Raw genomic sequence first — 21912 nt, 5'->3', positions numbered from 1 at the left:
CGCGCGGCCGAGCGGGAGGTGCGCCCACGATGCCCGACCCCCCTGGCGTGGTGGCCGTCAGCGGCCACATGGTCGACACGCCGGACCGAGAGGTGCCGCGCTTCCCGCCCTGTCAGGTCGGGCGCGTGGCGCGGGAGGTCGACGAGGCGTTCGAGACCTGGCGCGTCGGCCCCGGGACGACGGTGGTCTGCGGCGGCGCCCGCGGCGCCGACATCCTCGCGGCAGATGCCGGGCTGCGACGGGGTGCACGGGTCCGGTTGTGCCTCGCCCTGCCGGCCGACGAGTTCCAGCGGCAGTCGGTCGACCTCCCGGACAGCGACTGGGCGGCCCGCTTCCGCGAGCTCCTGCAGCGGAGCGAGGTCGAGGTCCTGCCCCCTGGCGACGCAGGGCCCGACGACGAGGACGTCTTCGCCCGAGCGAACACCCGGCTGGTCGAGGTGGCGCGCTCGATGACCGCGTCCCCGCACGCGTTGCTGGTCTGGGACGGGCAGCGCGGGGACGGCCCGGGTGGGACGGCGGACTTCGTCCGCCGGCTCGGCCACACCGGTCCCGATCGGCGGGTGCGCGTCATCGACCCGACGCCGCGCCGGTACGAGGACCGTCAGGACGCACCGGGCCCCAAGAGGCTGCTGGCGCTCGACGGCGGCGGGATCCGGGGCGTCCTGACGCTGGAGGTGCTCGCCGAGCTGGAGCGGCAGCTGCGGCACCGCCGCGGCGAGCCCGACCTCGTCCTGTCCGACTACTTCGACTACATCGGCGGGACCAGCACCGGCGCGATCATCGCCGCGGCCCTGGCCATGGGCAGGTCGGTCGGCGAGGTGCAGGAGCGCTACGCCAGCCTCGACCGCAAGGTCTTCCGGAGGCGGTTCCTCCCGCTGCGCCTGCGGTCGCTGTACCGGGACGGACCGCTGACCGAGGAGCTGGAAACGTTCTTCGGGGCCGGCACCACGCTGGGCGACCGGGAGTTCCGGTCCCTGCTGCTGGTCGTCCTGCACAACACCGTCACGGACTCGCCGTGGCCGCTGAGCAACTGCACACGGGCCAGGTACAACCGCGCCGACCGGTACCTCAACCCCGTACCGGACCGGAACCTCGACCTCCCGCTGAGCACGCTGGTGCGCGGCAGCACCGCGGCTCCCGTCTACTTCCCCCCTCAGCACCTGCGGGTGGGGGTCTCCGAGTACGTCTTCCAGGAGGGCGGGATGACACCGTTCAACAACCCCGCCCTCCTGCTCTTCCTCATGGCGACCCTGCCCGAGTACGGCCTGTGCTGGCCGGCCGGGGAGGACCAGCTCCTCGTCGTCTCCGTGGGCACGGGCTCGGCGGCGTCCGTCCACCCCGGACTGCACCACCGCAAGGTCGACCTGTTCTTCAACGCCGCCAACCTCCCCGCGGTCTTCATGCGCGGAGCCTCCGTGGCCCAGGACCTCGTCTGCCGGTCGCTGGCCCGGACCCGCGCCGGAGGGGTCATCGATCGCGAGTTCGGCAGCCGTCTGGACGCCGAGGCGCCGGGTGGCTGTCCACTGTTCACGTACCTGCGCTACGACGCGGACCTCAGCGACGACGCCCTGGCCGCCCTCGGCATCGCCGCGCGCGATCGCAGCCGGCTGCGGAGGCTCGACGCCGTCGGCGCCGTGGCCCAGCTGCAGACGGTCGGCCGGGAGGTGGCCCGCCAGGTCGACGTCGACCGTCAGTTCGCGGGTTTCGACTGAGAGGTCGGCGTTGGCCGAACCGGTCACCCCTCCCCCGCGGTGTGCGACGCTGATCCCGCTGGACCTGACCGGTCCGGACGAGGCCGCGGCGGCGCGGCTCCGCGACCGCCTCTCCGGAGGGCGCCGCCCCGCCCCTCACCATTGCCGCTCCCGGCGCCGAGCGATGGTCCGAGGGGCCGACCGAGGTCCCAGGCGCCGGTCTCACCACCGAGGGGGATCGATGAAGGTGTCGGGAAGCCAGCGCGCCAGACTGCGGGCGGTGCTCGTCGCCGCCCTGTCCGCGCTCCTCTTCGCCGGCCTCGTCGGCACGGCGAGCGCCGCTCCGTCCACCGAGGCGCCGAGCGCCTCCGCCGGCCGCAGCATCCCGGCGAGCAAGGTCTCCATCCAGCTGTGGACCTTCGCCGAGTACATCGGCCTGGGCTCCGACGCCGCCACCCAGGCGCGCCACGAGGAGGTCCTGCGCCGGCTCTCCGAGATGGGCTACCGCAACGTCGAGCCGTTCACCCTGAGCGGGTTCACCGCCGAGCAGTACGCGGCGCTGCTGCGGGAGTACCGCCTGAAGGCCTCCGGACGGCACGTGGACGTCGGGGCGCCCGAGTCCCCGGTGGACATCACGCCGATCCTGGAGGAGAACCGGATCCTCGGCATCGGGTACTTCGGCTCGGGCAGCACCCCGCGGACCTACACCACGGAGGCGCAGTGGACCGCATACGCCCAGTACCTCGACACCCTCGGCGCGCAGGCCCGCACGGCCGGCCAGACGCTGATGACGCACAACCACAACTGGGAGTTCGCCGCCCTCGGCGACGGCCGCACCGGCTTCGAGATCCTGATGCAGCACACCGAGCCGAGGAACGTCGTCTTCCAGCTCGACCTGTACTGGGCGACCTTCGCCGGCGCGGACCCGGTCCAGCTGGTCGAGGAGTACGGCGACCGGATCCAGCTTTTCCACGTCAAGGACCTCAACCCCACGCTGGACGACCGGATCGAGATCGTCGGCCGAGGCAGCATCGACTTCCCGGCCGTCTTCGCGGCGGCCGGCGGCAGCACCCGGTACTTCGTCGTCGAGCACGACCCGCGCTTCGGCGACCCCACGTTCGACCCCTTCGAGGCCGCCCGGGAGGGCTTCGCCTACCTCACCTGCACGTCCTACTGACGCACAGGGCCACCACACCTCCACGGGACGCGGTCCCGGGATCTCGGGGCCGCCCCTCCCTCGTCCGGCGGTGCGACGAGCGACCGACCGTGGGTCTGCAGTCGGCATCCATCCCTGCATCCACGCGGGCCCGCAGCCACCCGAGACGCCGTCACCACGTGGACGCCGTGCACCCTGCAGACCAGCCGGGGAGGCCCGTGGTCAGTCGTGCACCAGGACGACCTCGTACTGGTCGGCGGTGGGCGGGATGCCGGTGTCGAAGTGGGCGTTCACGACGGCGAGGTGGCCGGAGTACCTGATCGCCGTGGCGGGGGTCGCGAACCGGTCATCGGTGATGACCTCCCGCACGACCCCGGAGGACAGGTCGCGGCTGAGCCGCACCTGGGTGACCGCGTTGCCGTTCTGCACCGCCCACAGGTCCCGGCCGTCCAGCACGAGCCCGTCCACGCCGGGCACGCTGACCCCGGCGAGGACCGCGCTGTCCCCGGTGGCCGGATCCACGGTGCACAGCTCCCCGTTGCCCGCGTGGGCGACGACGAGCCGGCCCTCGTGGTCGGCGGCGACGATGCCGTTGAGGTTGAACGCGTCGCTGGTGTCGGCCGCCGGCCCGGTCAGCTCCAGCGTGCGGAACTCGCCCAGCTCGCCCCGGCGACCGGTCGGCACGAAGTACAGCCGGGCCTGCCGGCTGTCGGTGAACCAGGCTCCCTCCCGGGTGAGGGTGACGTCGTTGACCAGCGTCGTCGGCGGTAGACCGGGCGCGGACGGTGGGGCGAACTGGTACACGGCGACGGTGGCACCTGAACGGAGGTCGTACACGTACGCCTGACCGGTGAAGCCACCGGCGACGAACAGCAGCCCGTGGCGTCGGTCTGCGGACATCCCGACGGCCATGCGGCCGTCCGGGGCGTCGATGAAGAACTCCGCCGTTCCGCGCTCGAGGTCCCCGCGGAAGATGTCACCGGCGAAGAGGTCGCCGGCGTAGAACGTCGCGCCCCGGCCCTTGGCGATCCCCTCGGCCGAGGACGCGCCGGGCAGGACGATGACGCCGTGCGCCGGTCCCGCCGCCGCCGGGGTGGTGGTCACGGTGATCAACCCGGCGACGCAGGCCAGGACCAGTGCCGCCGCCCGGGATCGGCGGGCTGCCTCGTTCTCGGACCTGGGCATGAGAGCCTCCCCGGTCGGCGCGACTGGTTCCAGCGGCAGCCCACGATGGCACCGCGGAAGGCGGTCGGGAAGGGACCGACGTCGCGCCCGGTGGGGAGTCCTCGTGCTCGAGCCGCGCCGCCACGGTCTTCGTGGCGCTCGCCGTCCGGATCTCGACCGCGTCGACACGGTTCGATGGAGAGTCGAGCTTGAATTGGTGGAGAGCGACGTCCAGGCCCGGGCCAGGCGCGCGGCGGAGCCCTTGCCACGGCGACGTCCAGGCTCGGCTCGGCCGGCGTACTCGACCTCAGACACGCGGGGCCGGCCGTCGTCCCGGGCAGCCGGTCCACCCGCGCGGCGAGCGAATCGACGCCGACGCCGGGGGAGGACTTCGTGACGCGCTGGCTGGCGTCGGCGGGACGGTTCGCCAGCTCAGTGTGGGAGGCGCAAGGCAATCCGCTGGCGCTCGTGGAGCTGCCCACCGCCCTGACGTCCGCGCAGCGGACGGCGCTGTCGCCGCTGCCACCGGTCCTGCCGCTGAGCGGGCGGCTCCAGCAGCTGTTCTCGCAACGGATCGGACAATTGCCGCCTTCGGTGAGGCGCTTGCTATTCCTCACCGCGGCCAGACCCGGGCGCAGGCCGAGCGGCGGCTGCGAGAGGCCCTGCGTGACCGCGGCACCGGCGCCACTCCCCCGGTACCGGCTGACAGCCGGCTACGCACCATCGCCGTCCGCTGGCTGGCCGACATCGACGGCAGCGACCGGGCCTCCGGCACCAAGCGCCTGTACCGGTTCGCCCTGCACGCCTACGTCCTGCCCGGCCTCGGCGAGCTGCGCCTGCGGGAGGTCACCGTCCCGGCCCTCGACCCTCTGCTCACCTCGGTGCACGGCGCCCACGGCCCCGCGGCGGCCAAGACCACCCGCAGCGCCCTCTCCGGCATTCTCGGCCTCGCCGTCCGGCACCGACTGCTCGCCACCAACCCGGTCCGCGAGACCCCGGCCCGCCGAGGGCCGCGCGGCTCCCGCCGCCGTCCTCGAGCGCTCACCCTCGAAGAGGCGCACCAGCTGCGAGCCCGACTGACCGCCGACCCCACCGCCGTCCGCCAGGACCTACCCGACCTCGTCGCCTTCCTGCTCGGCACCGGCCTGCGCATCGGCGAGGCCTGCGCCGTCCGCCCAACCGACCTCGACCTCGACCTCGAAGAAGGCACGCTCACCGTCGCCGGCACCGTGACCCGCGACCCACTCCTGGGCCTGCTCATCCAGCAGCGGCCCAAGACCGACGCCGGCCGACGCACCATCGCGCTGCCACCGCAGACCCTCGACCTGCTACGCCGGCGCCTGGCCCGCCTGCCCGCCGCAGCCGACCCGCCGGTGCTCTTCCCCAGCCCGAAGGGCCTCCTGCGCGATCCGAACAACACCAGCGGCGACCTGCGCCAGGCACTCGCCTGTCGACCCGCTCAGCTCCGCGTCGGGTCATGTGGCGGATGCGGGAAAGTAGAGGTCAAGGCGACTCTGGTGCGATGGCGCCGGTCTCCGCGGGCGCAGGCGGGAGGCCGGCGTGGCGAGTGAACGAGACGATGCGGCCGACCCGACCCTGCCCGTGATGCCCCCGACCCCGCCCGGTGAGGGCGAGGTCGACTACCGCTGGTCACTCGCCAACGAGCGCACCTTCCTGGCCTGGATCCGCACGTCGCTCTCCCTCATCGCCGCCGCGGTGGCCGTCGTCCAGCTGATCCCACCCTTCCCTCGCACCGACGTCCGTTGGGCGCTCGGCGCCTTCCTGGCGACCCTCGCGGTCGGGACCGCGTCGCTGGCCTACTCCCGGTGGGCGGCGACCGAGAAGGCAATGCGCGAGCGGGAGGCTCGACCTGCAGGGCACAGCCTGCTGCTCCTCACCACAGCCCTCATCATCCTGGCGGTGGTCGTCTTCGCGGTCGTGCTGGGGACGCGGTGACGACCGACCGGGACACGGCTCACGCCCGCACCCGTCTGGGCTGGCAACGGACGGCGCTGGGGCAGGTGGTCCTCGGCCTCCTGCTGCTGCGACAGGGCTGGTCACGGGAGTCGTGGCCGGTCTGGATCGCCGGACTGCTGGCGATCACCTGCGCCGCGGCTTGCGCGCGATCGGCCGGACCACCGCGGCGGCCCACCACATCCGGCCTCAGCAGACCCCTGCTGCTCACCGCTGGTGTGCTCATCGTCTGTGGACTGACCTCCGCGGGCGTCCTCACCGGCTGACCCGGGCCCTCCAACCGACTCCAGGAGCGCCGCACCACGGGTGCATCACCGCGGGGCGCGGCGGGCTGTACCGCCGGTGCCGGGCGCCCGCGGTCGCGGACGCGAAGGTCACGGGCACGCTCTCCCCGATCGGCGAGTCCTCGGTCGGCCCGGTGAGCCGCAGGTGGGCCGCAGGTGGGCCGCAGGTGGGCCGCAGGTGGGCCGAATTCTTCATCGCGTCGACCTCCCCACCGGCGGGGACGGCATGCCGGCGGCGGCCGTGCCCCGTCAGCGGCGCGCAGTTCGACGGACGCGGCCGCCGGCGTGCTGACCGTCATGAGCCGGTCGTCGTCGTTGGACAGCACCGCCCGGAAAGCGATGTCGCCTCCCGCGGGCACGGTGCTCCGGTGTCGAGGACGGCGTCGAGGACCTGGACCGACCCGGCGGAGGCATTCACTCCCGCGGTGGCGGGAGCGTCCGTCTCGGTCGCTGCGTCCTTCCCGGCGTAGCAGTCGGCGAGCAGGACGGCGACGGTGGCAGCGCGGTGAGGGGCCGTCTCACCGCGGTCGCCCGGCCTCGGCGACGAGCTGCTCGAGCAGGCCGCGCAGCTTGCCCAACGTCGCCTCCTCGGAGCCCACCTCGTAGCGGTCAGCGAGCGCGGCCGGGTCCTGGTAGGCCAGCCGCGTCGTGCCGTCCTGGGACCACACCAGCATCCGCAACGGCAGGTCGACCCCGGATCGGGGATCGGCCTGCATGAGCGCCGTTCCGACCGCCGGGTTGCCGAACACGAGCAGGACCTCGTCGGGCAGGTCCAGGCCGGCGGCGCGCGCGCCGGCCGCGTGGTCGATGGTGGCGAAGACCTCGACCCCGCGGTCGCGCAGGTCCGCGGTCAGCCGATCGACGACGGATGCGACGTCTCCGGGGACCTCGGACACCCGCAGCTCGTCGGACACCTGTCCTCCCTCCGGTGGCGCCGTGGCCGGCGCCCCTGCCGACCCTGTCCCCGACGGCCGGTGCGCGGCATCCGCCATCCGACCACCGTCGGAGCCCGGGATGGACGGTGCCGCGCACCGCGGCGGACATCGCGCCGTTCCCAGTGGTCCCTGCTGCCGTACGTGGCCTGCACGTCGCGCACGCCATCGGTGACGGCGATGTCGCGGTAGTGGCGGCTCATCGGCCCGCCTCCCGCCGGCCCGCGGCCCCGGACGCGGTACCCGCCCCCGCCGGTGCCCCGGGTGCGCGACCGCCTTCGGACTCCTCCGAGTCCGGCCGGCTCGGCGCCGCATCGGCCATCTGACCGCCCTCCGTGAGGAGCCGAGGTCGGGGGCGATGTGCAGTCAGCTGACCGATGAACCCGGTGGGTGGAGCGGGGAAGTTCAGGCCCGGCTCGGCCGGACCGGGCCCCGACCGCACGACGGGAGACCCCGTGAACGCGAAGCAGACCATCGTCCTCGTCCACGGCGCTTACGCCGAGTCCTCGAGCTGGAACAGCGTCATCCGCCCCCTGGCGGCCGAGGGACACCGGGTCATCGCCTGGGCCAACCCCCTGCGCAGCGTCGCCGGCGACGCCGCGGCGCTCAGCGACCTGGTAGGCAGCATCCAGGGACCCGTGCTCCTGGTGGGGCACTCCTACGGCGGCTCGGTCATGACCAACGTGGCCGCCGATGCCGGGGACGTCGTCGGGCTGGTGTTCGTGGCCGGGTTCGCGCTGGAGTCCGGGGAGAGTTCCGCGGACGCCTCCTCCCTGGTTCCCGGCAGCACCCTGGGCGAGACGCTGGTGCGCGTGCCCCTGGCCGACGGCGGCGCCGACACCTACATCGCACCGGACCGCTACCACCAGCAGTTCTGCGCCGACCTGCCCCGGGAGGAGGCGATGCTGATGGCGGTCACCCAGCGTCCGATCACCGAGGCCGCGTTGGGCGAACCGTCGGGCGACCGGCCGCTGTGGCGTGCACTGCCCAGCTGGTTCCTGTTCGGGGAGCTCGACCACAACATCCCCGCCGGGGCACACCGCCGCATGGCCGAGCGGGCCGGAGCACGGCGCGTGCTGGAGATCCCTGGCGCCTCGCATGTGGTCGGGATGTCCCACCACGGCGAGGCGACCCGGTTGGTGCTGGAGGCCGCCGAGGCGACGGCGTCGGTCTCTGCATGACGCGCCGTCCACCGCGACACCACGGCAGGGACTCCGACACCGCCCTGGAACCCGCGGTCCGGCGAGACGCCCCGCGCATGCCCGCGCCCGAGCACTGGCCGGCCCTGCCCTACGAGCAGTGGCGGGCGACCCCCCACACCCTGCACGCGCACACGCAGGTCCTCGCCAAGCTCTCCGCCGCGCTCGCGCCGCCGGAACCGCAGCTGCAGCACGCCGCCCTGCGCCTGACCGCCAGGGGCTGGGAGACACAGCCACTGCCCGCACCCGACGGATCCGGGACCCTGGTCGTCGTCCTGGACCTCCACGCGCACGAGGCGGGCGTGGAGCACAGCGGCGGACGCCGGCACCGGATCGGCCTCGGGCCTTCCCGCTCGGTGGGCGAGGTGACGCGCGAGGTCCTCGCCGCGGTCCGCGATGTGGCGGGAGCGGTGACGATCGATCCCCGTCCGCAGGAGACGTCGGTCACTGAGCCGCGCCAGGCCGGCTCCGACGAGGTCGGCCGGTCAGGTCGTCGCCGCCGCCGGTCCTTCGTCCGCAGCGTCCGAGGGGAAACGTCCCCAGCGGGTCAGTTCCTGCCAGCTCACCCGCTGGTGCGGCCTCATCGTGGCGGCGTCGGCGGGGGCTGAGCTCATGCCGGCTGGCGCTCGGCGTGCAGGGGGCCGATCAGGTAGGCGGCCAGGGAGTCCGCGTCGGCGCGGGTCGACAGGTGGCCGAGGTAGCCGTCGGGCCGGATCAGGGCCATCCCGGAGTCCCCGATGCCGTAGTGGCGGGCCACCTCCCCTCCGGGGTCGACCAGGGCCCCTGCCGGGGCACCAGCCGCGGTCTGGACCACGGGCACGGCCGTGCCGAGCGAGCCGAGGATGCCCTGGAGCCGGTCGAGCGTCGACGGGGCGACCGCGGTAGTGAGAAGCACGAACCCGGGGCGGCGGAGGAGGTCGCCGATCCAGGCCGGGCTCCCGTCGACCGTTGTGAGCCCAGGAATGTCGGGGGCGTGGTCGCCCGGGGCGGCGTGCCGCCCCGGGCCGGTGTCGCCGCTGACGGCCGGGCTCCCGCGGTAAGCGACCGCGGTCTCGGTCATGTCCGCGAGGAGCCGGTCCTCCAACGCCGGCAGGTGCCCGAGGAACAGCAGCCCGAGGTCGCGCAGGTCCGCCCCGAGCCCGTGGGCGGACATCACGTCGGTCAACCGGCTGGTCTCTCGCACCACCGCCGCGCCGACGGGGTGCCGCTCGGCGTGGTAGGTGTCCAGCAGGTCCGACCCGGCCCGGCCGGTGGTGACCAGCGCCAACTTCCATGCGAGGTTCACGGCATCCTGGATGCCGGTGTTCATGCCCTGGCCCCCCGCGGGGCTGTGGACGTGCGCGGCGTCCCCGGCCAGGAGGACACGGCCGTGCCGGTACTGCGGGACCTGCCCGTGGTGCACCTCGAAGTAGGTCAGCCACCTCGGGTCGCTGAGCTGCCACTGCCCGCCCATCCGCTCGTCCACCAGCTGCTGCGCCTCCTCGAGGGTGGGGGTGGTGCCCGGGTCCGGGACCGCGACGAGGCACAGGAGCCGGGTGCGCCCGTCGGGCATGGGGAAGGCCCCGGCGATCCCGTCCGGATGGGCGAACATGCGAATGGTGTCCGCCGAAAGCCCGGTGCGCGCGGCCACATCGGCGAAGAGGAAGTGCTGACCCTGGAACACGCCCTCAAGCCGAGTGCCCAGGGCCGCACGGACCTTGCTGTGACCGCCGTCGGTACCCACCACCCAGCCGTACCGGTGCCGCGTGGTCCCCGCCGGTGAGGTCAGGGTCACGCTGACCCCGTCGTCGTCCTGGACCAGACCGTCGAGGGTCACCTGGCGGTCGACGACGATGCCCAGCCCGGCGGCGTGCTCCGCGAGGATGGCCTCGGTCTCCGGCTGCGCCAGGTCCAGGATGCGCCGGTAGCGGGACGGCACGTCGTCGGTGGTCAGGTGCACCCGCAGGCTGGCGTCCCGGCCGGAGTAGATCTCCATCGCGGTCTGGGCGAGGCCCCGGGCCTCGAGCCGGTCCAGGACGCCCATTGCGGCCAGGTGCTCCTGCGTGCGCGGGTGGATCACAACCGCGCGGGACTGCGTCGTGGGCTCCGCCAGCGTCTCGATCAGCCGGACCCGCGCGCCCTGGCGGACCAGCTCGCACGCCGCCACCAGCCCCACGGGCCCGGCCCCGACGACGAGGACGGTGCGCCCGTCGCGCCCGGTCGCGGGGTCCTGGACCTTCGTCGTGTCGTCCACGATGCCTCCTCGTCGTCCCGTTCCCCGACGCGGGACACGGTGCACCGGGGCGCTTCCAGCGCGCTGCACGCCCGCGTGCAGGGCTCGCACCGCCATCGGCTCCGGTCATCCGAGGCCCCGGGTGCCGCGGTCGACAAGGAGTCGGCCGCAGCACGAGACCGAGGCTCCGGGAGTGTCTCTGCGTGTCCCCCCTCTTGGTCGAGGCGGGATGACTCCGTGTTCGGTGCGCGAAGGCACATCGAGCAGAGCTTCGCCGAGCGTGAGCAGGCGAGCGTGCCCGCAGCCGCTCGCTGCGGTCGTCGCCGGGCACGGTCCCGTCGTCCGGGGGTAGCTGGTGAACGCGGCGGCGAGGGTCTGCGCGATCTCCGGCAGTTCTACCGGGGTCGCCCGGTCCAGCAGGCGCTCGTCGCCGGGTCGGAACGGGACACGGCTGATGTGCCCAGCCGGCTCTCTGAACCGCCCCGGGATTGATGGAGGCTCCACTGAACTCGGGGCGGTTCACGCGACCTCGACGAGGGCATCACCCAGCTCACCACCGTCCTCGGCTAGTTGGCCCAGCCGCCCCTCGACGAGCTGTGCGACCGAGTGCTCGAACGGCTGATCACCGGCCGCACCGACGATGACATCGCCCTGCTCGCGATCCGGGACGCCCGCACCGAGCCCGCCAACAGGGCAGTGATCGGGCAGAGCAGGCCCACCCCCGGATGACCGAACGCGGCGTCGTAGGTCGGCGCAGAAGCCAGCGGTGAGCAGCCGCGGTGCGCCTCGGGCAACGCACTGCCCATCCTGGGGGCATCGCCCAAAGGGCCCTGACGTGTTTGTCCGGGCCGCTGTCTGCTCATGGCCGTGAAGGTGACGGCGAGCGAGGGGGCGGAGTCGCGGGCCGGCTTCACCGACCGGGACGAGGGCCGGCCGGCAGTCGAGAGCGTGGGCGAACGGCTGCTGGGTGCCCTGCTCGACCGGGTGCATCTGATCGCACCTCGGCTGGTCGGCCAGCTCATCGCGCAGGAGGCGCGGATCGCCGGTGCCACCGACGTCAGCATCCACCTGCAGGACCTCGCGCAGCTGACGCTGCGGCCGCTGACCGGGCCTGGGCTGGTCGGCGATCCGCTCCCCATCGCCGGCAGCCTGGCCGGGCGGGCGTTCAGCACCGAGGAGTCGGTCGAGGAGCCGCTCCCCGACGGCTCGGTCCGGCTGCACCTGCCACTGCTGGACGGATCCAACCGGGTCGGCGTGCTCGGCCTGACCCTCCCCCGGCTGGCCCACTACGACCGGCAGCTCGCCCAGCGGCTGGCCGGCCTGGTCGCGGACATGATCGTCACCAACGACAGCTACACCGACGCGTTCACCCGGGTGCGCACCGCCGGGCCGCTGAGCCTGTCGGCGCACCTGCAGTGGCGGATGCTGCCGCCGCTGTCGATGAGCACCCCCGTCCTGGACCTGTCGGGGGTCTTGGAGCCGGCGTATGAGGTCGGGGGCGACAGCTTCGATTACGCGTTCAACGAGCACGTGCTGCACGTGGCGGTGTTCGACGCGATGGGCCACGGCCTGGAGGCCGCGACGATGGCCACCGTCATCATCGCCGCCTACCGGCACGGGAGGCTGGCCGAACTCCCGTTGACCGAGCTGTACCCGGCGATGGACCAGGCGGTGGCCACCTCCTTCCCGGGGCGTTTCGCGACCGCCCAGCTGGGCCGGCTGGACACCGAGACAGGTCTGCTCAGCTGGGTCAACGCCGGCCACCCACCCGCGCTGTGGGTGCGCGGCAGCCGGGTGATCGGTGAGCTCACCGGTCCGGTCAGCCGGCCGGTCGGCTTCGGCGCCGGCACCCCCGTCGTGCAGACCGCGCAGCTGCAACCCGGGGACCGGGTGCTGTTCTTCACCGACGGGGTCGTCGAGGAGCGCTTGCCCGGCGGTGAGCAGTTCGGCGAGCAGCGGCTGCGCGACCTGATCGAGCAGACGACCGCGGCCGACCTGACCTGCGCGGAGACGGTGCGGCGGCTCTCGCACGCGCTGATGACCGCGCGTTCGGGCCGGACCAGTGACGACGCCTCGCTGCTGCTGCTGGAGTGGAAGGGCCCACCCCGGGACGACGAGCTCGACCGCGACATCCCCGAGGCCACCCCCACCGGCTGACGCTCAGCCGGCGTCCGGCCTGTGTCCACCGCACTGCCTCCCCGCCGCTCCCTACCGGGAATGGCTCATTGATCGGCCAGAGCCCTGGGCAACGGTACCGATGCGGCTCGGGCGATGGAAACAGCGCAGCGATCCGCTTCCACAGCCCGTGGAACATGAGATCCTCGATCAGCCCATCACAGCCTCGGCACGGCCGGCCGGCGCTCGAGGACGGCACGCCGACCCTCGTCTTCAAACGATCTCCAATTGATCGGAACTGCAGGCCCGGGGGCGCTGGATGAACCTGAAACGAGGACCACGACCATGGCGGCGGGTGACGACGCTCGCCGCCGCGCTGCTGGCGGTCTCCGCCCTCGCGGTCACCCCGTCCGCGGCCGCCGACCCGGGCCGGCCGGCGGTGCCGGGGGCCGCGCCCGACCTCGCGCGGCACGTCAACCCGTTCTCCGGTACCCAGCCGGGCGGGCCGGACTTCGGTACCGGCGGCGGTGGCGGGAACACCTTCCCGGGCGCGGTCGTGCCCTTCGGCATGGTGCAGTGGAGCCCGGACACGGTGGCCACCCAGCCCGGCGGCTATTACTACCCGGACAACCGGATCCGCGGCTTCAGCCTGACGCACCTCTCCGGCGCCGGCTGCAATGCGGCCCAAGACCTGCCGTTCCTGCCGTTCGTCGGTCAGGTCACCACGTCCCCGGCCAGCGACCCGAGCCGGTACGCGTCCACCTTTTCTCACGCGCACGAGTCGGCCGCCCCGGGGTACTACGGGGTCACGCTGGATTCCGGCGCGACCATGGAGCTGACCGCAACCCAACGCTCCGGAATGGCCCGGATCACCTACCCGGTCACCACTGAGGCGACGCTGCTGATCAACGTGTCCGGCTCCATCAACGGCGTGACGGACGCACAGGTCGATGTCGACGGGAACACCATCAGCGGCTGGGCCACCAGCGGCCGCTTTTGTGGCGCCGGCAACGTCTACCGGGTCTACTTCTCGGCCGCCTTCGACAGGCGCTTCGCCTCCGTCGGCACTTGGCACAACGACGCGGTCAGCACCGGCGGCACGTCGGTGCGCAGCGGCGCGGTATCCGGCCCGTCCGGCACCCCGGCCAAGCCGCGCGGCACGGCGCCCGCTCCGCCGGCCGAGGGCCGGGCCGCACCGGACGTCTCGGTCTCCGGTCCCGGCTCCGGCGCCTTCGTCACGTTCGACTCCAGCAACGACCGCACGGTCGACCTCCGGGTCGGCCTGTCCTACGTCAGCGTGGCCAACGCCACCGCGAACGCGAAGACCGAGCAGGGGGGCGAGGCCTTCGACACGGTCGCCGAGGCGGCCCGCGCGGCGTGGAACGCGCGGCTCGGGCAGATCCAGGTCAGCGGCGGTTCGCCGGATCAGCTCACCGTCTTCTACACCGCGATGTATCACGCGCTGCTGCACCCGAACGTGTTCAGTGACAGCGACGGTCAGTACCTCGGCTTCGACGGGCAGCGCCACCGAGCGGCAACCGGCCACGCCCAGTACGCAAACATCTCCGGCTGGGACATCTACCGGTCGGAGGCGCAGATGCTGGCGCTGCTCGCCCCGCACGAGGCCGCCGATATCGCCCAGTCCATGGTCAACCAGGCGCAGCAGGCGGGCGACGTGTGGGACCGGTGGTCGCAGAACAACGACTTCACCGGCGTCATGGTCGGCGACCCGTACCACTCGATCGTCGCGAGCATCTACGCGTTCGGCGCCACCGACTTCGACGCGGCCGGCGCGCTGGCCGCGATGGTGCACGGCGCGACGAGAGTACAGCCGCCGAACGCCAGATACGTCGAGCGCCCGGGCCTGGCGGACTTCCAGTCACTGGGGTACCTGCCGGGGGATCCGAGCACGACCCTCGAGTACACCAGCGCTGACTTCGGCATCGCGCAGCTGGCCGACCGGCTCGGTGAACCGGGCATCCGGCAGGAGTTCATGGCGCGGGCGCAGTACTGGGAGAACCTGTACAACCCGGCGACCGGGTACCTGCAGCCGCGCAATCGCGACCGCTCGTTCCCGACTCCGTTCGACCCGGCAGATCCGAGCCGTTACGTGGAGGGCAACGGCGCGCAGTACACGTGGATGGTGCCGTACAACACGCGCGGGCTGTTCGACGCGATGGGCGGCGACGCGGCGGTACGGGCCCGGCTGGACACCTTCTTCACCGAGCTCAACGCCGGCCCCACCGAGCCGTACGCGTTCCTGAGCAACGAGCCGTCCAGCCAGACCCCGTACCTGTACGACTTCGCCGCCGCGCCCTACCGCACCCAGGCCGTCGTACGGCAGGCGCTGAACACGCTGTGGCGCCCCACCGCAGACGGCTTCGTGGGCAACGACGACCTCGGCCAGATGGCCGCCTGGTATCTCTGGGGAGCGCTGGGCGTCTATCCCTCGATCCCCGGTCGGGCGGAACTGACGGTGGGCAGCCCCTTGTTCCCGCACATCGTCGTCAAGCGCCCGAGCGGGCAGACCATCACCATCGACGCGCCCGGCGCGTCAGCGGACACCTTCTACGTGCAGAGCCTCAGCGTCAACGGCAGGGCAACGAGCAAGCCGTGGCTGCCCGAGTCGTTCGTCCGCACCGGCGGCACGCTGTCGTTCACCATGGCGAGCACGCCGAACACCGCATGGGGCGCCGATCCGGCCGACGCGCCGCCATCGTTTCGGGAAGGCGAGCTGTCGCTCCGGTGAAGCTGGCCGGCAAGCCGATCGGGAGCCTGGCTCTGCCCACGTCGGTCACCGGCGGGGACATGCATGTGTTCCCGATGGCTGCCGCCTGAACGCAGCCGACACCACCTCGGCGCAGACGAGAAGCGGCCACGCACCACCGTGGCCCCGACGGCGCGGTCCCCGCCGCTGGCGAGATACGACCGGGTAGGAAGTCGACTCGGTCTGCGTCGTGGTCGCAATGAATGCCATGAAGACGGGGACCTCCCCCCGGAGCACGCTGCTGGTGAGGCCGGCAGTCGTGACGAGAGGAGGCCTGGTCCTCATGTTGCACGTTGGGCTGGACCTGAGCAGGACCCGTGTGGATGTGCACGTCATGAATGAGACGGGCGCGCCGATGCTGGTGACCACCGCGGCGCCGGACGCCGGCGGCCTGGCCTCGCTGGCCGCCCGGATCGGTGCGTTCGAGCAGCCGGTGACGGCGGCGATCGAGTCGATGACCGGCGCCCGCTTCGTCCATGACCAGCTGGAGCTGCTCGGCTGGGAGGTCCAGGTCGCCGATGCGGTCAAGGTCAAGGGGCTGGCGCCGCTGGCGGCCAAGACCGATCGCATCGATGCGTGGGTGCTCGCCGAGCTGTCCCGGCGGGAGTTGGTACCGGCGATCTGGTTGCCCGATCCGGATGTGCGCGCCGAGCGGGAGCGGGCCCGGTGGCGGTTGCACCTGGTGCGCCATCGCACCGCGCTGAAGAACCGCATCCACGCCATCCTGATGGCCTTTGGCCATCCGTGCCCGGTGTCTGACCTGTTCGGCGCCGCCGGCCGCCGCCTGTTGACGGGCCTGGCGCTGCCCGAGCCGTGGGCCGGGGACGTCGCGGCGGCGCTGCGGCTGATCGACGACCTCGACGACCAGATCGCCGACTGCGAGGCGGCGCTGCGCCGGCTCGGCGCCGATCACCCGTACGTGCCGTTGCTGGTGACCGTGCCGGGCATCGGGCCGGTGCTGGGTTACACCATCGCCGCTGAGATCGGCGACATCGCCCGGTTCGCCACGCCGAAGAAGCTGGTCGGCTACACCGGGCTGTGCCCGACGGTCTACCAGTCTGGCCGCCGCGATCACCGGAACTCACTGGCCAAGAACGGGCCGAAGTACCTGCGCTGGGCGCTGATCGAGGCGGCCACCCACGCCGCCCGCCACCCGGCCTACGCCGAGCGCTACCAGCGGACCCGGACCCGCCTGGGCAAGCAGCGCGGGGCCCGGATCGCCCGGGTCGACCTCGCTCGCCGGCTGGCCGAGGCGATCTGGTTCATGCTCACCACGAATAAGCCCTTCGCTCCGGCAGGCGCCGTAAAACCTCTGGCCGCGTAGACGGCCCCGCATTGAATTGCGCCACCGGAGCGAAGCCCCTCCCATCCGACCTGGTCCTCCTGCCGAGGAGGCGATAGAGAGATGAGCGCGGCTCTTCACCCACCCGGCCGATCCCCTCCGAATCGGTGTCCCTGATCGGTGTCCCTGATCGGTGTCCGTGAGTGGTATCCCAGGGATCCCACGTTCTCCGCGGCCGGTCATTCTGCCGCCGGGTCCTCGCACGTCCAGGTCGTTCGTCCTCGCCGCTGTGCGGCTGCGGGCGCTCCACCTGGACCCGCTGCGGCACCCCGCGGCGCCAGGCTCCTACGCGGGAACGACAGGATCCTTGACAGCGGCCCCCGTCTTCATAGAGAGGTCTTCTCACCAGAAGTCGCCCTCCCCGGACGCCTGGACGAGGGTGACGTCCCGCTGAGTGGCGGATGTAGTCCTCACCGTGTCGGTCAGCGGTGTGGTGACTATGACGCGATCAGCGCCGGCTGCGCCACCTCCTCGTCGGTCCGGGTCAGCAGTGTCATGGAACCTTCGGAGAGGTAGCGGCGGTCGGAGACCTGCCATTCGTCGTGGGCCTCGACCAGCACCGCGCCGGCGAGGCGCAGCAGGGCTTCGGGGTTGGGGAAGACGCCGACGACGTCGGTGCGCCAGCGAGTGTCGATCGCCGCCCGGCGGAGCCTGCCCTGGGGAGCCGCGCGCAAAGTCCTTGGCGCCTCGCTGCAGACCTGGCCACCGGCGTCGATCGCACCCTTCAACTGGGTGCGGATTCCTGGTGAGAAAGCCTCATTACAAGATTAACGACCTCGTGCACGGTTAGCCGCGGGCCGTCGTGGACCCGTTCAGGGCTAGTTCGATCACGCGGTGGTGCCGGCCGGGAGAGCTCTTGGCGGGCGGTGAAGCTGATCAGGTTGTGGGGTTCGTTCCTGGCTGGAGACCAGGCCGGCGACCGCGGGCAGGATCGTGTCGAGGTGCTCGCGCCGGCCGAGGTGTCGGAACAGGGCTCGCCAGTCCTTCAGGTGACCGATGCCGTGCTCCACGCGGATCCGCTGCGCCGAATGAGCTCTGCGTTCGGCCTCGCGCGCCGCGGCGACGGCGGGGAAGACCGGGATCTGGTTCTTGCGCCGGGCCGGCCGCGGGGTGAGGACCGCCCCGGCGGTCTGCGCGCTCAGGCCCTGGTAGCCGGCGTCGGCCAGCAGGGTGGCGCCGGGGATGAGGGCCAGCGTCTCGACCAGGCCGGCCTGGCGGACCTGGGTCAGGTCATGGATCGAGCCCGGGCGGGTGTGCCCGCAGAACAGCAGCCGCCCCTCAGCATCGGTGATGACCAGCGCCTTGACGGTGTTGGCGCGGGCCTTGCCCGAGACGAACCGAGTCCGGCCCGACCCGCGGCCGGGCGGCGCACCCGGACCTCCGTGGCATCCAGCAGGCCCAGCTGCCCGCTGGCGCCCAGATGGGCGACCACATCGGCCAGCGTGCGCAGCCGGAGCCCGCCCTCCACGGTGCAGCCGCGCTCGGCCAGCAGCGGACGCACCTCCCCGACCGCCCCCGGTGATCGTCGACCGGGACACCCCAAACCAGCAGGCCAGCACGTCATGGGTGACCCCGTGGCGCAGGTGCACCAGCGTGGCCAGCAGCCGGTCAAGGAACACCAGCCGGTACCGGGCACCGGTTCCAACCGCCCGCCGACGCGGCCGATCGGCCAGCCGCGCGTCCTGGCGCGCCTGCCAGCGCGGTCCCAGCTCGGCGACCAGCTCGGCCAGGACCTCTCGAGACAGTCCGGTCACTCGGCGATCGGCGACAGCGGCGGCACGGGGAAGAGTGCTCGACACATCACGACCCTGCTCGTCCTGCACACAGCACGGTCAAGTCGTCGGGCTAACCATGCACGAGGTCGTTAGGGACCTCGAGCGTCGTCACTGAAAAGATCGTTAGTAGCTTGATCTGCATCGAGTAGGCGCGGACGATCGAGGAATGCGGGAGGACGACGGCCGCAAGCTCGACCACCAAACCCTTGAGGCCTTGCGGCTGCGGGCGGTCGAGCAGGTGGCCGGGGCGTCCCGGCGGCCGAGGTCGGTGCGGGGCTGGCCGCGTTGGGCCTGCATCGGCGGACGATCTACACCTGGCTGGCCACCGAGCGCACCGAGGGCCACGAGGCGCTGCGGGCCCGCCCGGTGCCCGGGCGGCCGCGCAAACTCGCCGAGGAGCAGCTGGGCGAGCTGGCCGGGCTGATCGCCGAGAGCGATCCCCGCGCTCATGGGTTCGCGGTGGCGCTGTGGACCCGCGAGGTTGTCCGCCAGCTGATCGCCGCCCGGTTCGGCGTGCAACTCACCGTGGCCAGCGTCGGGCGCACTCTGCACCACCTGGGCTTCTCCGCCCAGCGGCCGCTGTATCGGGCCGAGCAGGCCGACCCCGTCGCGGTGGCCCGGTGGCGGGAGATCGAGTATCCCAAGATCGCCGCGGCCGCCAAGGCGGCCGGCGGGACGGTCTACTTCGTCGACGAGGCCGGCGTGCGTTCGGACTACCACCCCGGCACCACCTGGGCCCCGGTCGGGCGGACCCCAACGGTGGCGGCCACCGGCGCGCGCTTCGGATTGAACATGATCTCGGCGATCAGCGCGCGGGGCGCCCTGCGGTTCTCGGTGCTGACCGGCACGCTGACCGCCGCCGGGTTCATCGCCTTCCTCAAGCGGTTGCTGCACGACGCCGAGCACCACGGCAGCGACCCGGTGTTCTGCATCGTCGACAACCACCCGGCCCACCGAGCCAAGGCGGTGGACCGCTTCGTCGACTCCACCGACGGGGCGCTGCGGCTCTACCGGCTGCCGGCCTACTCTCCGCAGCTCAACCCGGACGAATGGGTGTGGAAGAACGTCAAGCACGACGGGGTGGCCCCCGCCGCTCCAAAGGGACCCGAGCAGATGAAGGCGGTCGTCACCGCCCGCCTGCGCCGGCTGCAGCGCCTACCGCACATCGTCCGCGGCTTCTTTGGCGACCCCGAGTTGGCGTACATCGCCGTTGTCGCCTGAAGTCAACCTCCCTGCAATCTCATTGGTAATTAGCGACGAGGACATGGCTGGGTGGGCCGCAGCCATTGGGATAAAGATTGCGGCCCACTCACCTTAGAGAGATCCGGGGCTAGGGGGTGCGGAGGTCGCGGATCAGTCGTCGAGCCACCAGATATAGTACTTCTTCTCCTGTCCGAAGAATGTCACGGCGGCCAAGTCTGATTTGTTGAGCTCCTTGGTGACAGCCTTCGTGTCGTCATCGCTGTTCAAGTCAAATGGAATCTCCTTGAAGTGCCAGTCCTTGTGATCATGCGAAGGGACATACCAGACATTGAATCGCTTGTGTTGATTCTCCTGCCCGACAGCCGCCACTCTTGCCTTACGGGCCCTCTTGTCTTTGAGGAGGTGGGTGACGTCCCCCGGTGAGGCGACAGCCGCGAAGGTGTAGTTGTCAGGCATTTCAGGCTTCCTTCCTCCCAGTGTGGGTGAAGCTTCGGGCAGTCCCCACCCTCCGCATGCTGCGTCACATCACCGTCACCAACTCGTCACCGCCGGTGACCTGCGGAGATGGGACGGATCGAGGTCGTGTGCGACGTCCACCCCGACACAATCTTGGACATCGCCCCGGTGCACCTCATGCGTGAGTCCGTGAACCGGGAGGTGCGCAACATGGCCGAGAACGTCGGTCGGGTCATGGCGGTCGTCCACTTCGGCGGAAAGGTGCCAGACCTCTTGGTCAAGCACCCCAAGCCGGGTCCGTTCGTCGTGACGGCCCACCTGGCGCTGGTCTACCGGATCAACTAACGATCGTTGAGGGCGGCTGTTTCAGGAACGGTCCGAACTCGAGCCCCGTGCTGGCGAGGAAGCCGGCCAGCAGGCCGGGGCGGTACTGCATCCGTCTCAGGCGGGTCTTCACCACTGCGGTCAGCTCGGCGATGGTGTGCTTGGTGAGGTTGGTCAGCGACCGCTTCAGGTGCGCCCAGATCAACTCGACCGGGTTGAGCTCGTGGGCGTACGGCGGCGGTCGGTGATCGGTCAGCCACGGCCGGGCCGCGATCCGCTCGGCCTGGCCTTGCTCGTGTGAGTGCTCAGTTGTCCCAGACCAGCACGATCGGCCCGCGCAGCTGGTGGTGGGCGCATCGAGCAGGGCGGCGTAGTCGGCCTCGGTGAAGCCCTTGCGCCCGCCGCCGCGCCGGCCGCGGTGGGTGCGGTAGATCAGCCGCGGCTGGTGCCCGGACCTGACCGCGACCAGCGCGGCCACCGACAGCCGCGGGCTGATCGCCGCGGTCACCCGCACTACCGGCGTGCAACCCCGACGCCCTCCAGGTGCGGCCCTTGGGCGGCCTGGAGCCCCGTGGCCGGACTCGTCGTCGAGAACCAGCCAGGCGCCCTGGTCCGCCACCGTCCTCTTATCTCCGGCCGGGTCGCCTCGCCCCAGGCGGTGATCCGCTCCTCATCCCGCTCCGCGGCCTGCCGGGCCGACACCTGCACACTCCAGCCCAGCCGGTGCAGCAGCAGGTCCCGCCCGGGCAGGGTGTAGTCCACGCCGAACCGCTCTCGCACGACCGCGGCGATGCGCAGCAGCGTCCAGCACTGATCCGCCCAGCCCCACGCCGCCGGGCCGGCGTCGAGGAGGTCCTGCAGCTCGGCCAGCTGGGCCGAGGTGAGCTTGCAGCGCGCCCCGCCGCGCCCTTGGAGGCCAGCGCCGGGCGACCGCCGACGGCCAGCGCGCGCCGCCACCGGTTGCCCGACATCCGGGTGACCCGGAACCGGGCCGCGACCTCCCGGTCGCTGGCTCCTTCTTTGATCCACTCGGCCGCCGCCAGCCGCACCCGTTCTCGCCGGGCCCTCTCCTCGGCGGTCAGCCCACCACCATCGGGATACTGCATGCCATCGGCATAGCGCACACCACGCCACCCGTCAGCAGGGCCCGGAACCTCCGCCGTTAATGATCTTTAGTACGACAGGCGGCGCCTTCAACAGGTCAACATGACGGCCAGGACGCGTTTACGTCCACGGCATCCCACCGGCATCCGGCAGTCGCTGCCGGACGGTCCAGGCCATGTGCTGTGGGGCTAAGGACCTACAGAACTCATGCGCC

General features: G+C 72.1%; 20 protein-coding genes and 2 pseudogenes. 13 read left to right on the top strand and 9 right to left on the bottom strand.

The genetic code is table 11. The features are described 5' to 3' along the window. Positions 1 to 29: 29 nt before the first annotated feature. Together ACU610_RS05795 and ACU610_RS05790 are read left to right on the top strand one after the other, a co-directional pair. Positions 30 to 1712, top strand: a complete 1683-nt coding sequence (locus ACU610_RS05795; protein ID WP_446766760.1) for a patatin-like phospholipase family protein — start codon at positions 30 to 32, stop codon at positions 1710 to 1712. A gap of 220 nt (positions 1713 to 1932) precedes the next feature. Continuing rightward, entirely contained in the window at positions 1933 to 2868 is a 936-nt protein-coding gene (locus tag ACU610_RS05790; RefSeq protein ID WP_446766759.1) for a sugar phosphate isomerase/epimerase family protein, read from the top strand. 201 nt (positions 2869 to 3069) lie between these two features. Here the strand turns inward: ACU610_RS05790 and ACU610_RS05785 are convergent, their stop codons facing one another. Beyond that, positions 3070 to 4032 carry a hypothetical protein gene (locus tag ACU610_RS05785; RefSeq protein WP_446766758.1) on the bottom strand — a complete coding sequence of 321 codons (963 nt, stop codon included), beginning with the start codon at positions 4030 to 4032 and terminating at the stop codon, positions 3070 to 3072. Positions 4033 to 4448: 416 nt separating this feature from the next. Between ACU610_RS05785 and ACU610_RS05780 the strand changes: the two genes are divergently transcribed. From ACU610_RS05780 to ACU610_RS05770, 3 genes are read left to right on the top strand one after another with little or no spacing between them, the layout of a single operon-like run. Next, the gene (locus ACU610_RS05780) at positions 4449 to 5582 is read left to right on the top strand and encodes a site-specific integrase (protein WP_446766757.1); all 1134 of its coding nucleotides are present in this window, start codon (positions 4449 to 4451) and stop codon (positions 5580 to 5582) included. 34 nt (positions 5583 to 5616) lie between these two features. Then, positions 5617 to 5967: a YidH family protein gene (locus tag ACU610_RS05775; RefSeq protein WP_446766756.1), complete on the top strand. Its 351-nt coding sequence runs from the start codon at positions 5617 to 5619 to the stop codon at positions 5965 to 5967. Continuing rightward, positions 5964 to 6251 (top strand): hypothetical protein, encoded by a 288-nt coding sequence (locus ACU610_RS05770; RefSeq protein ID WP_446766755.1) that lies wholly within the window; start codon positions 5964 to 5966, stop codon positions 6249 to 6251. The genes ACU610_RS05775 and ACU610_RS05770 overlap by 4 nt, the downstream gene beginning before the upstream one ends. Before the next feature lie 536 nt (positions 6252 to 6787). Here the strand turns inward: ACU610_RS05770 and ACU610_RS05765 are convergent. Beyond that, the gene (locus tag ACU610_RS05765) at positions 6788 to 7183 is read right to left on the bottom strand and encodes a DUF302 domain-containing protein (RefSeq protein ID WP_446766754.1); all 396 of its coding nucleotides are present in this window, start codon (positions 7181 to 7183) and stop codon (positions 6788 to 6790) included. A gap of 473 nt (positions 7184 to 7656) precedes the next feature. Between ACU610_RS05765 and ACU610_RS05760 the strand changes: the two genes are divergently transcribed. Beyond that, positions 7657 to 8382, top strand: coding sequence for an alpha/beta fold hydrolase (locus ACU610_RS05760; protein WP_446766753.1), 726 nt, complete (start codon positions 7657 to 7659; stop codon positions 8380 to 8382). Positions 8383 to 8459: 77 nt separating this feature from the next. Continuing rightward, positions 8460 to 9008 (top strand): DUF5996 family protein, encoded by a 549-nt coding sequence (locus ACU610_RS05755; RefSeq protein WP_446766752.1) that lies wholly within the window; start codon positions 8460 to 8462, stop codon positions 9006 to 9008. A 2-nt stretch (positions 9009 to 9010) separates the two neighbouring features. Here the strand turns inward: ACU610_RS05755 and ACU610_RS05750 are convergent, their stop codons facing one another. Continuing rightward, positions 9011 to 10633 (bottom strand): FAD-dependent monooxygenase, encoded by a 1623-nt coding sequence (locus ACU610_RS05750; protein ID WP_446766751.1) that lies wholly within the window; start codon positions 10631 to 10633, stop codon positions 9011 to 9013. 549 nt (positions 10634 to 11182) lie between these two features. Here ACU610_RS05750 and ACU610_RS05745 point away from each other — a divergent pair. From ACU610_RS05745 to ACU610_RS05730, 4 genes are all read left to right on the top strand, one after another. Then, on the top strand, positions 11183 to 11341 hold the full coding sequence (locus tag ACU610_RS05745; protein WP_446766750.1) for a hypothetical protein: 159 nt from the start codon (positions 11183 to 11185) through the stop codon (positions 11339 to 11341). 132 nt (positions 11342 to 11473) lie between these two features. Further along, complete coding sequence (locus ACU610_RS05740; RefSeq protein WP_446766749.1) at positions 11474 to 12769, top strand: PP2C family protein-serine/threonine phosphatase; 1296 nt, start codon at positions 11474 to 11476, stop codon at positions 12767 to 12769. Positions 12770 to 13082: 313 nt separating this feature from the next. Next, positions 13083 to 15476: a GH92 family glycosyl hydrolase gene (locus ACU610_RS05735; RefSeq protein ID WP_446766748.1), complete on the top strand. Its 2394-nt coding sequence runs from the start codon at positions 13083 to 13085 to the stop codon at positions 15474 to 15476. Positions 15477 to 15693: 217 nt separating this feature from the next. Continuing rightward, positions 15694 to 16818, top strand: a complete 1125-nt coding sequence (locus ACU610_RS05730; protein WP_446766025.1) for an IS110 family transposase — start codon at positions 15694 to 15696, stop codon at positions 16816 to 16818. Positions 16819 to 17273: 455 nt separating this feature from the next. On the opposite strand, the pseudogene ACU610_RS05725 reads toward ACU610_RS05730, so the two are convergent. Beyond that, positions 17274 to 17486 (bottom strand): annotated as a pseudogene (locus ACU610_RS05725) (transposase); the annotation flags it as partial. A gap of 177 nt (positions 17487 to 17663) precedes the next feature. Next, the gene (locus ACU610_RS05720) at positions 17664 to 18590 is read right to left on the bottom strand and encodes a transposase family protein (RefSeq protein WP_446766747.1); all 927 of its coding nucleotides are present in this window, start codon (positions 18588 to 18590) and stop codon (positions 17664 to 17666) included. A 306-nt stretch (positions 18591 to 18896) separates the two neighbouring features. On the opposite strand from ACU610_RS05720, the gene ACU610_RS05715 reads away from it, so the two are divergent. Then, complete coding sequence (locus ACU610_RS05715) at positions 18897 to 19832, top strand: IS630 family transposase (RefSeq protein WP_446766746.1); 936 nt, start codon at positions 18897 to 18899, stop codon at positions 19830 to 19832. A gap of 132 nt (positions 19833 to 19964) precedes the next feature. Here ACU610_RS05715 and ACU610_RS05710 read toward each other — a convergent pair whose 3' ends face one another. Then, positions 19965 to 20270, bottom strand: coding sequence for a hypothetical protein (locus ACU610_RS05710; protein WP_446766745.1), 306 nt, complete (start codon positions 20268 to 20270; stop codon positions 19965 to 19967). A gap of 108 nt (positions 20271 to 20378) precedes the next feature. On the opposite strand from ACU610_RS05710, the gene ACU610_RS05705 reads away from it, so the two are divergent. Continuing rightward, positions 20379 to 20615 carry a hypothetical protein gene (locus ACU610_RS05705; RefSeq protein WP_446766744.1) on the top strand — a complete coding sequence of 79 codons (237 nt, stop codon included), beginning with the start codon at positions 20379 to 20381 and terminating at the stop codon, positions 20613 to 20615. Here the strand turns inward: ACU610_RS05705 and ACU610_RS05700 are convergent. The 3 genes and pseudogenes from ACU610_RS05700 to ACU610_RS05690 all read right to left on the bottom strand — a co-directional run. Continuing rightward, entirely contained in the window at positions 20608 to 21102 is a 495-nt protein-coding gene (locus ACU610_RS05700; RefSeq protein WP_446766743.1) for a hypothetical protein, read from the bottom strand. The genes ACU610_RS05705 and ACU610_RS05700 overlap by 8 nt on opposite strands. 5 nt (positions 21103 to 21107) lie before the next feature. Next, entirely contained in the window at positions 21108 to 21551 is a 444-nt protein-coding gene (locus ACU610_RS05695; protein ID WP_446766742.1) for a helix-turn-helix domain-containing protein, read from the bottom strand. Between the two features lie 20 nt (positions 21552 to 21571). Beyond that, a pseudogene (locus ACU610_RS05690) lies at positions 21572 to 21700 on the bottom strand (hypothetical protein); the annotation flags it as partial. Positions 21701 to 21912 lie beyond the last annotated feature (212 nt).

Source organism: Geodermatophilus sp. URMC 61 (genome assembly GCF_052931555.1).
This window is presented reverse-complemented; position numbering and strand designations above follow the sequence as displayed.

Bases quoted from the DNA above. Each gene is read 5' to 3' on its own strand.
- ACU610_RS05730 (WP_446766025.1), top strand. From the start codon at position 15,694: ATGAATGCCATGAAGACGGGGACCTCCCCCCGGAGCACGCTGCTGGTG.
- ACU610_RS05775 (WP_446766756.1), top strand. From the start codon at position 5,617: ATGCCCCCGACCCCGCCCGGTGAGGGCGAGGTCGACTACCGCTGGTCA.
- ACU610_RS05710 (WP_446766745.1), bottom strand. From the start codon at position 20,270: ATGCCTGACAACTACACCTTCGCGGCTGTCGCCTCACCGGGGGACGTC.
- ACU610_RS05785 (WP_446766758.1), bottom strand. From the start codon at position 4,032: ATGCCCAGGTCCGAGAACGAGGCAGCCCGCCGATCCCGGGCGGCGGCA.
- ACU610_RS05755 (WP_446766752.1), top strand. From the start codon at position 8,460: ATGCCCGCGCCCGAGCACTGGCCGGCCCTGCCCTACGAGCAGTGGCGG.
- ACU610_RS05705 (WP_446766744.1), top strand. From the start codon at position 20,379: ATGGGACGGATCGAGGTCGTGTGCGACGTCCACCCCGACACAATCTTG.
- ACU610_RS05790 (WP_446766759.1), top strand. From the start codon at position 1,933: ATGAAGGTGTCGGGAAGCCAGCGCGCCAGACTGCGGGCGGTGCTCGTC.
- ACU610_RS05740 (WP_446766749.1), top strand. From the start codon at position 11,474: ATGGCCGTGAAGGTGACGGCGAGCGAGGGGGCGGAGTCGCGGGCCGGC.
- ACU610_RS05795 (WP_446766760.1), top strand. From the start codon at position 30: ATGCCCGACCCCCCTGGCGTGGTGGCCGTCAGCGGCCACATGGTCGAC.